This window comes from Cohnella thailandensis (genome assembly GCF_014212135.1).
Taxonomy (GTDB): Bacteria; Bacillota; Bacilli; order Paenibacillales; family Paenibacillaceae; genus Cohnella; species Cohnella thailandensis.
Genome location: NZ_JACJVQ010000035.1, coordinates 1 through 1,077, shown reverse-complemented (window position 1 = coordinate 1,077; position 1,077 = coordinate 1). Strand labels below are relative to the sequence as shown.

Annotated in this window: 1 protein-coding gene; it reads right to left on the bottom strand. The window is 50.5% G+C overall.

The features are described 5' to 3' along the window. Positions 1 to 964 (bottom strand): IS256 family transposase (locus tag H7B67_RS30575; protein ID WP_185123707.1); only part of this gene is annotated, 964 nt, incomplete at its 3' end. Positions 965 to 1,077: the final 113 nt, after the last annotated feature.

Sequence of the window (1,077 nt, the reverse complement as noted above, 5' to 3'; positions counted from 1 at the left end):
CAGCTGTGGCATCGTCGAAGCCGTCTTCGAGGATTTCCATGGCTTTTGGCGCGTTCAGTGCAAATAGACTTGTCGTCTTGTTTAACAACTCCCGGCCCATCCGCTCATCCGCAGCCTCGAAAATGGTTCGCACGTGAGCCTTTATCTCGGGGCGTAAGGACTTCGGTGAAGCTTCGAGAATGTTCCGCATAAAGTGGGTCTGGCAGCGTTGCCAGGTCACACCTTGGAAATGCGTCCGTACGGCTTTCACCAAGCCTTTATGATGGTCACTGGTCACGAGATCCACGCCATGCAGACCCCGTTGCTTCAGTTCCTCAAAGAAGGCACCCCAGCTTGCTTCGGACTCGGTATCACCAATCTGCAGCCCTAGGATTTCGCGGTAGCCATTCTCGTTAACACCTGTGGCAATCATGACGCCACGGGAGCGTACTCGGCCATCCTCACGCACCTTCACATATATTGCATCGACCAGGAGAAACGGATAAGTGATCCCCGTGAGAGGCCGTTGTGCCCATTCCTGCACGATTGGGTCAAGTTGCTTGCACAGCTCGCTTACCGTTGATTTGGAGAACTCTGCACCACACAACTCTTCGGTAACCCGAGCGACTTTCCGCGTAGAGACTCCGTTTAGCACCATCTCCATTAATGCAAGGACAAGTGCTTGTTCGCTGCGTTGGTAACGGGCAAACAACTCCGTAGAGAACGTTCCGTCCCGGAATCGAGGTACGCTTAGGGTAAGCTTCCCAACTCTTGTCGTAAGCGTATGTGGGTATGTCCCGTTCCTATAACCTAGACGCTCTTCCGTTCGCTCATAGTGCTCCGCATTCAATTGTTCCACGGCTTGTGCTTTCAACACTTGGTTGAGAACCGTTTCTAGCAAAGCGGCAACTCCCGCATCTCTAGAATCCCCAATAAACAATTGATGCAATAAAGTCTCATCTAGTGTAATCTGATACTGAGTCATGAATAGAACCTCTCCTCTGAATGTGGTCTCGACAACTTTCATTCTAGACGAGGATCTACTTCATGGCTCTCTCTTTTTTAGACACCATTTTACACAATTATATGGACTCTACT